The sequence below is a fragment of the Salinisphaera sp. genome, from assembly GCF_035690525.1.
Lineage (GTDB): Bacteria > Pseudomonadota > Gammaproteobacteria > Nevskiales > Salinisphaeraceae > Salinisphaera.
The window spans coordinates 24,568-30,567 of record NZ_DASSKM010000166.1; the positions used below are offsets into that span (position 1 = coordinate 24,568).

The following is a 6,000-nucleotide window of genomic DNA, read 5'->3' on the forward strand; positions in this document are numbered from 1 at the left end:
ATGACTTTAGCAACCGTTCTGGCGCGAACTCCCCAGACGCCACGAACTCCAGAGCCTTCGTCCACCGGTACATCTTTAAAATCACCGCTAATAAACGCCGCGCACCCACTAACGGATAAACAACATATGAAAACGAATAAAAATTTATTAAATTCAATAGTTTATTTTAATTTTAATCTTTAGATCACATATTAGTTAAGAGCGAACGGGCTGCACTTTGCAACCGCCGCATGGCCGTGACCGCTCCGCCGGCGATGATTATCAACAGTCCCGCTGCCGCAATGCCCCAGGCGCTACCCGGGCCCCAGGCAATCTGCCACGCGCCCGGAGCCACCACCATATAAATCCCGATCGCTGTCACAACAAACATCCGATGCGGCTTGGCCATCGGCCCGCGAAAGTCGTTTGGCGCCCCCGCCGCCTTGGCCATTGCCCGAACGTAGGCCACGAACAGCGCCATGCACGCCGCGACATATCCTAAGGTTGCATTTCCTCCCGCGGCATAACCCAACCCGACGAGTACGCCAACATCGGCTACCCGGTCCGGCACCTCGTTATACAGCTCGCCGATAGGCGAGGCGCGCTCCGAAGCCACGGCCACCATCCCGTCAAGCATATTGCACAGTAATCGCGATTGAACAAGCGCTATGCCCAACAGCCACAACAACCGCTCCGCGCCGCCTGTTTCGACTGCACCTGTAAATGCCAGTGCTACGCCACCGGCAACCGCCGCAAACAGACCGGCCATCGAAATCGCGTTCGGTGAAACGCCCGCCCGGACCAGCGCATCGGCAGCAGTCGCCGCCCAGCGTGTCGATCGCGCCTTAATAGGACGGCGATCCAAAGGCTCGTAAGACGGCTCGCTCATTGCGTCCTCCCCATCAAATACATGCCCGCCACCAGCAACACCATTCCTGCGACATGTATAGGCCGGATCGGCGTACCGTATGCCCACCAGGCGATACCGGCCGCCCAGATGAATGTGCTGGCATAGACCGGGTAGAGTACTGTCAACGAGCCGCCACGGCGAAATGCCGCAACAAACAGCACCATGACCGCGATATAACACCCCACCCCGGCGAGAATGCGCGCATTCATAATATAGCCTGCGAACGATCCATCCGCGACCTCCGCACCGGACTTGTACAGGTACTGCCCCAACGCGCCCGCAAGGGACGCGACCAGAAACATAAATATTGACGCTACAGGAGTAGTATTTAGCATTATTTTCTCATTACATTATCAATTTAGAGGCAAGCCTGATAGAGCGAAACACGAAGACGACCCCGGCGTTCATCAATGCATCGTCCGGTTAGCCGCTGAAAACACCGCCCGAACGGCTAGCGGACGCACCGCCCAGGACCGGTCCACCGTCCGGCAGGTGGCTCAGCCCGCCCGGGCCGCGTGGTAGCGACGGTTGGCTGGCGACATAGAAATAACCGGCCTGTTCTTTTGGATGGCATGGATTAGGCGTTGGACGACATTCTGGGTGGTGCCGTGCAGCGGAAACGGGGCCAGTAACAAGAACAGCAATACCCCGCTGCCGAGGATGTATTACACCGCGCCGACGCCGGTCTGGCGCGCGCGGCTGGCGGGTGGGCTCATGACGCTGCCGGGACCGCGCCCGAGCTCATTCGGAGTGTGTTTTGTTGTAGCGCTCTTGCCGGCGCTCGTCGGCCTTTAAGGCGACCGGGTAGTCACTCAGGCATGCGCAGTAGAGTTCTTTTACAATTTCTTTCTGGCTCTTGCCTTGATACGCTAAATCGACGGTAGCATCGATATATTTTCTTTGGAGATACTCTATTGCGTAAGAAATATAACTATCTTTCATATGATGCGAATCTTCTTTAACTCTATCATGCGATGTTAGCTTTCTTGGTCGTGGTTTAGTATATTTACGGTGCAAGTTATAGCTAGGTACAGCAAGCTGAGCCGTGCCATGAATCCACGTGACACAATCGTTATGCCGATTGAAGTTGAGTTTTGCTCTTTCATATTGGCGCTTCGTGTGCGCCGGGTTGGTCTCGTAGTCTCCATATTTGGCCATCAACTCCGTACTCATCCAGAGGGGATCCGGCAAAGCATTCGGGCAATAGCCGCCTTTTTCTTGCGAGTCCTTGCCAAGCGCCGGTCCCGCGCCGAGCACCGCCAGCGCGGCTACCGTGCCCACGATCATTTGACGGGATGAGTTGTTTAGACGCATAAGCCAAGCCTCAAGGTTGCTACGGCGTGGCCGCCAGGGCCGCCGCGATTTGTTGTTTTTCGGCCGTCGTCAGTTCGACCAGCCGGGGTTGCCAGAAGGGGTTGAACAGGTTGCCGTGTTCGTAGTGGCCGTCGCTACGCGCAAAACTGTCCAGGTCGGTGGCGCGCATGAACACCGGACGCGCCTTGGCCGCGGCGCTGATGCGGCGGTGGCTTAATCCGCCGGCGCCCTCGGTGTCGATTTCCGGGGCGACGGTGTCCAGCATGGTGTGCTCGGAAGAGATCGCCTCGGCGCTCTTGACGTAGACGGCGATGTTGGCCGATGGGCTCAAAAGTCGGCTTCCAGATAGCCTCTTTTTTTGAGCGCCTGGATGAGTTCGGGGTAACCGTCGGGCAGCTCGTTTTTTGCGACCTTTTTAGCACTCGCTCGGAACATTTTAAGGGTGGTAAGCGCGCCGTCGCCGTTGCTGTCTTCTAGGGTGGGGTCGGCACCGGAACGCAGGAGCAACAACGCGGCTTTAAACTGACGGCCGTCGATCGCGTTTTCTATAGGCGTGATACCGTAAACAGGCCCTTGATAATTAACGTTTGCACCATATTTGATTAGCAGCTTAGTCTGCGATAGGCGCTGATCCAGGCTGGGGAAAAATAACAATGTATCGGTTTCTCCGACAACGGTATTCGGATCGGCGCCGGCTTCCAACAGCGCTTTCAAGAACCGCGGATCGGATTGCAGGTACGCCACTTTGATGATGTAGGCCAGGTCTTTGCCGGGGCCTTCATCGGTATCCGTCACCAGGTTCGGATCGGCGCCGTGCGCCAGCAGATACTTGAAGCCTTGCAGGTTGGGGTGGATGGCGGCCGTCCAGATGAGGGGGGCCATGCCGTCCTTGCCGACGGCGTTGACATCGGCGCCGTGCGCAATGGCCTGTTGCATGCCCTTTATATCGCCTTCGCTCGCTGCTTCCACCAGGGCGATCTCGGCGGGCTTTTGGAAATACTCGCTGGCCTGCATGGTATTCAGCCGCATCTGGGCCAGCGCCTGGGCCGTGGCCGCGCAGGCGGATAGCGTTAGGCAGGTCGACAATAGCAATACGAGGACTAGCAGACAGCGTTTCATGATGACCTTCTCAAGAATAGGCCTATCATTTTAGAAATTGTCTTTCAAATAGCCTCTTTTTTTAAGTGCTTCAATAAATTCAGAATAGCCTGGTAATTTATCTGCAAATTTTTTTTCGCGCGCTCTCTCGCTTTTTATTTCATCCAAAGCGCTGTCTCCTCCCTTGTCTTCTATTGTAGGGTCCGCACCAGAGCGTAGTAGAAATAAAGCGGTTTTGTACTTTTGACCAAATACCGCGTAATACAGCGGCGTAGCATTGAGCTTCGACCTATGGTTGACATCGGCACCATACTCCACGAGTAGTTTTATCTGCGCCAAACGATCATCGGAGCTTGCAGCCGATAACAAAGTGGCCTTTCCACCCACCTCGGTATCCGGATCGGCTCCCGCTTCCAACAATGCTTTCATAAATCGCGGATCAGGCTGTTCGTAAGCGATCTCGATTACATACGCTTTGTCGGAATTAAAACTCTCGGGTAGGTCGGTCACGGTGTTCGGATTGGCGCCGTGTGCCAGCAAATACTTAAAACCTTTCAGGTTGGGATGAACGCCGACTGCCCAGATGAGCGGCGCCATACCGTCCTTGCCGACGGCGTTGACATCGGCGCCGTGCGCAATGGCCTGTTGCATTCGTTGAACACCGCCCTCGCCCGCCGCTTTCACGAGGGCGATCTCGGCGGGCTTTCGGAAGTACTCGCTGGCTTGCATGTTATTCAGACGTTGCTTGGCCAACGCTTGAACCCCGGCGCAGGCGGTTAAGGGTATACAGGCAGCTAAAACCAGTATGACAGATAAACTTTTTTTCATGGATAAGCCTTTTGGGATATGACCGGCCGCCTAGCGATTACTCGTGTTTGTCGGGCGATACATACATTTCCAATTCGTTGCCGATACCGCTTGATCTATCATGAGTCATTGCCATAGGGCTGTCGCCCGGAGTATCTGGTAATGGTGCATTGCCCGATGAACGATCGGTGATCTCGAAGCCGGGCTTGTCGGGCGGATGAAAAGTGCTGATCGAGTGACGCCGGCCCGGGTCTTTGGTACAGCTTGCGGAATGGGCGATTTGCACACCGGGGGCGTCCGGCAACGGCGTGGTGGTTTGCAGCGTGGTCAACACCTCGCCGACGATATAATGATTGCGGAGCGAGCCCGGCGGGCCGGTTCGATAGTTGGGATGCAGGCCGGCGGCATTGAATGTAATCGCATCGCTGCCGGTGGCAAAGGCGGCGGCGTCCGCCATACCGCCGCCGAGCGAATGGCCGACGTAGAGGACGTTCTTGCCCAGCTTCTTTTTTACAAGCCTTGCGAGAGTTATTGCGTACTCGTACTGAGGCGAATGACCTAACAAAGCCTGATCTACATTGTCACGCCAGTCAGCACCGCTGAAGGGATTCGTGCCGCGAAACGCGACGATCCAGCGGCCGCTGGGTGCTTGGGTCAGACTTGCCGAGAAGCCGGGCGGAGGGTTTTCGTACACAATGCCTTGCTCTGCAAAGCCGACCCCATCGGTTTCATAGGCTTGTTTTGCCGCGTGATACGCGGCTATGTCCATTGCGGTCCAGTACGGGTGTAGCGGGGGTGTGGCCAGGCAGTCGATTTCGGCGGCGGCGGTGACGATGCCCAGGATGGTTTGCCAATCGATGTCCAGGCCGTCGTCGTCGTCGTTCGAATCGGTATCATCCGCATTGTCGGCGTCGTCCGAGTCTCCGGGGTTGTTGGCGCCCGGGCTGGGATTATCACCATTCGGGCCGCCGCCCGGGCCGGTACCGGAACCGCCCGACGTATCGCCCGGATCGGTGTTATCGCTGTTCGAGCCGTCGGTGTCGGTGCCCGAACCGCCGTTCGATGGGTCGCCGGTATATTCGTCCAGGCCGGCGTCCGTTGTATCGTCCGGGGCGTCGTCCGAATGGCTTTCAATCGGGCTACCCAAGTCCTGTCCACCATCCGGCAGATTGATTCATAAATTCAAGTCTCTGAGTTGCTACGGCGTAGCCGCCAGGGCCGCCGCGATTTGTTGTTTTTCGGCCGTCGTCAGTTCGACCAGCCGGGGTTGCCAGAAGGGGTTGAACAGGTTGCCGTGTTCGTAGTGGCCGTCGCTACGCGCGAAGCTATCCAGGTCGGTGGCGCGCATGAACACCGGGCGCGCCTTGGCCGCGGCGCTGATGCGGCGGTGGCTCAGCCCGCCCGCGCCCTCGGTGTCGATTTCCGGGGCGACGGTGTCCAGCATGGTGTGTTCGGAGGAGATGGCCTCGGCGCCCTTGACGTAGACGGCGATGTTGGCGGGGCCGTAATCGTGGTAGGCGGTTGCGTCGCGAAAGGCGTAGAAAGGCTGTAGGCCGCCGACTTGGGCCAGGTTGTGGTCTTCGAATTCGCCGGCGGCCAGGCTGGCGGCTTGGGGATTTTGCACCGCGCCGCCCCAGGCCTCATCGCGGTCCAGGCCGTTGGGGAAGTTGCCGCCATTCAGGTATTGGTAGCGGGTGCCGTCGCTGTGGTCAAAGCCCACGGCGTGGGCCGCACCCCAGCCGATGGGTTCACTCGTCCACGAGCAGCCGGCGATCGGCACGCAGACTTTTTCCCATAGGCCGATCGTGTCCATGGCGGACCAGTCCCAATGATAACGATCGCTCGAGGCCGTGCGCTTGAGCCCGGCCCCGCCGTATTTGCGGGCTTCGAAT

At 57.7% G+C, this 6,000-nt stretch carries 8 protein-coding genes; all 8 read right to left on the reverse strand.

The window, feature by feature from the left end:
- Nucleotides 1-184 precede the first annotated feature (184 nt).
- Nucleotides 185-868, reverse strand: a complete 684-nt coding sequence (locus VFJ08_RS12950; RefSeq protein ID WP_324997638.1) for a CDP-alcohol phosphatidyltransferase family protein — start codon at nt 866-868, stop codon at nt 185-187.
- Nucleotides 865-1,191, reverse strand: a complete 327-nt coding sequence (locus VFJ08_RS12955; RefSeq protein WP_324997639.1) for a hypothetical protein — start codon at nt 1,189-1,191, stop codon at nt 865-867. The genes VFJ08_RS12950 and VFJ08_RS12955 overlap by 4 nt, the downstream gene beginning before the upstream one ends.
- A 439-nt stretch (nt 1,192-1,630) precedes the next feature.
- Complete coding sequence (locus VFJ08_RS12960) at nt 1,631-2,203, reverse strand: hypothetical protein (protein WP_324997640.1); 573 nt, start codon at nt 2,201-2,203, stop codon at nt 1,631-1,633.
- Nucleotides 2,204-2,222: 19 nt separating this feature from the next.
- Nucleotides 2,223-2,534: a hypothetical protein gene (locus tag VFJ08_RS12965; RefSeq protein WP_324997641.1), complete on the reverse strand. Its 312-nt coding sequence runs from the start codon at nt 2,532-2,534 to the stop codon at nt 2,223-2,225.
- Entirely contained in the window at nt 2,531-3,322 is a 792-nt protein-coding gene (locus VFJ08_RS12970; protein WP_324997642.1) for an ankyrin repeat domain-containing protein, read from the reverse strand. The genes VFJ08_RS12965 and VFJ08_RS12970 overlap by 4 nt, the downstream gene beginning before the upstream one ends.
- A gap of 30 nt (nt 3,323-3,352) precedes the next feature.
- Nucleotides 3,353-4,129: an ankyrin repeat domain-containing protein gene (locus tag VFJ08_RS12975; protein ID WP_324997643.1), complete on the reverse strand. Its 777-nt coding sequence runs from the start codon at nt 4,127-4,129 to the stop codon at nt 3,353-3,355.
- 37 nt (nt 4,130-4,166) lie between these two features.
- The gene (locus VFJ08_RS12980) at nt 4,167-5,255 is read right to left on the reverse strand and encodes an Mbeg1-like protein (protein WP_324997644.1); all 1,089 of its coding nucleotides are present in this window, start codon (nt 5,253-5,255) and stop codon (nt 4,167-4,169) included.
- Nucleotides 5,256-5,306: 51 nt separating this feature from the next.
- Nucleotides 5,307-6,000: hypothetical protein (locus VFJ08_RS12985; RefSeq protein WP_324997645.1), on the reverse strand; the 694-nt coding region annotated here is incomplete at its 5' end.

Coding starts and splice junctions, on each gene's coding strand:
- VFJ08_RS12950 (WP_324997638.1), bottom strand. CDS start 868: ATGAGCGAGCCGTCTTACGAGCCTTTGGATCGCCGTCCTATTAAGGCG.
- VFJ08_RS12955 (WP_324997639.1), bottom strand. CDS start 1,191: ATGTTTCTGGTCGCGTCCCTTGCGGGCGCGTTGGGGCAGTACCTGTAC.
- VFJ08_RS12960 (WP_324997640.1), bottom strand. CDS start 2,203: ATGCGTCTAAACAACTCATCCCGTCAAATGATCGTGGGCACGGTAGCC.
- VFJ08_RS12970 (WP_324997642.1), bottom strand. CDS start 3,322: ATGAAACGCTGTCTGCTAGTCCTCGTATTGCTATTGTCGACCTGCCTA.
- VFJ08_RS12975 (WP_324997643.1), bottom strand. CDS start 4,129: ATGAAAAAAAGTTTATCTGTCATACTGGTTTTAGCTGCCTGTATACCC.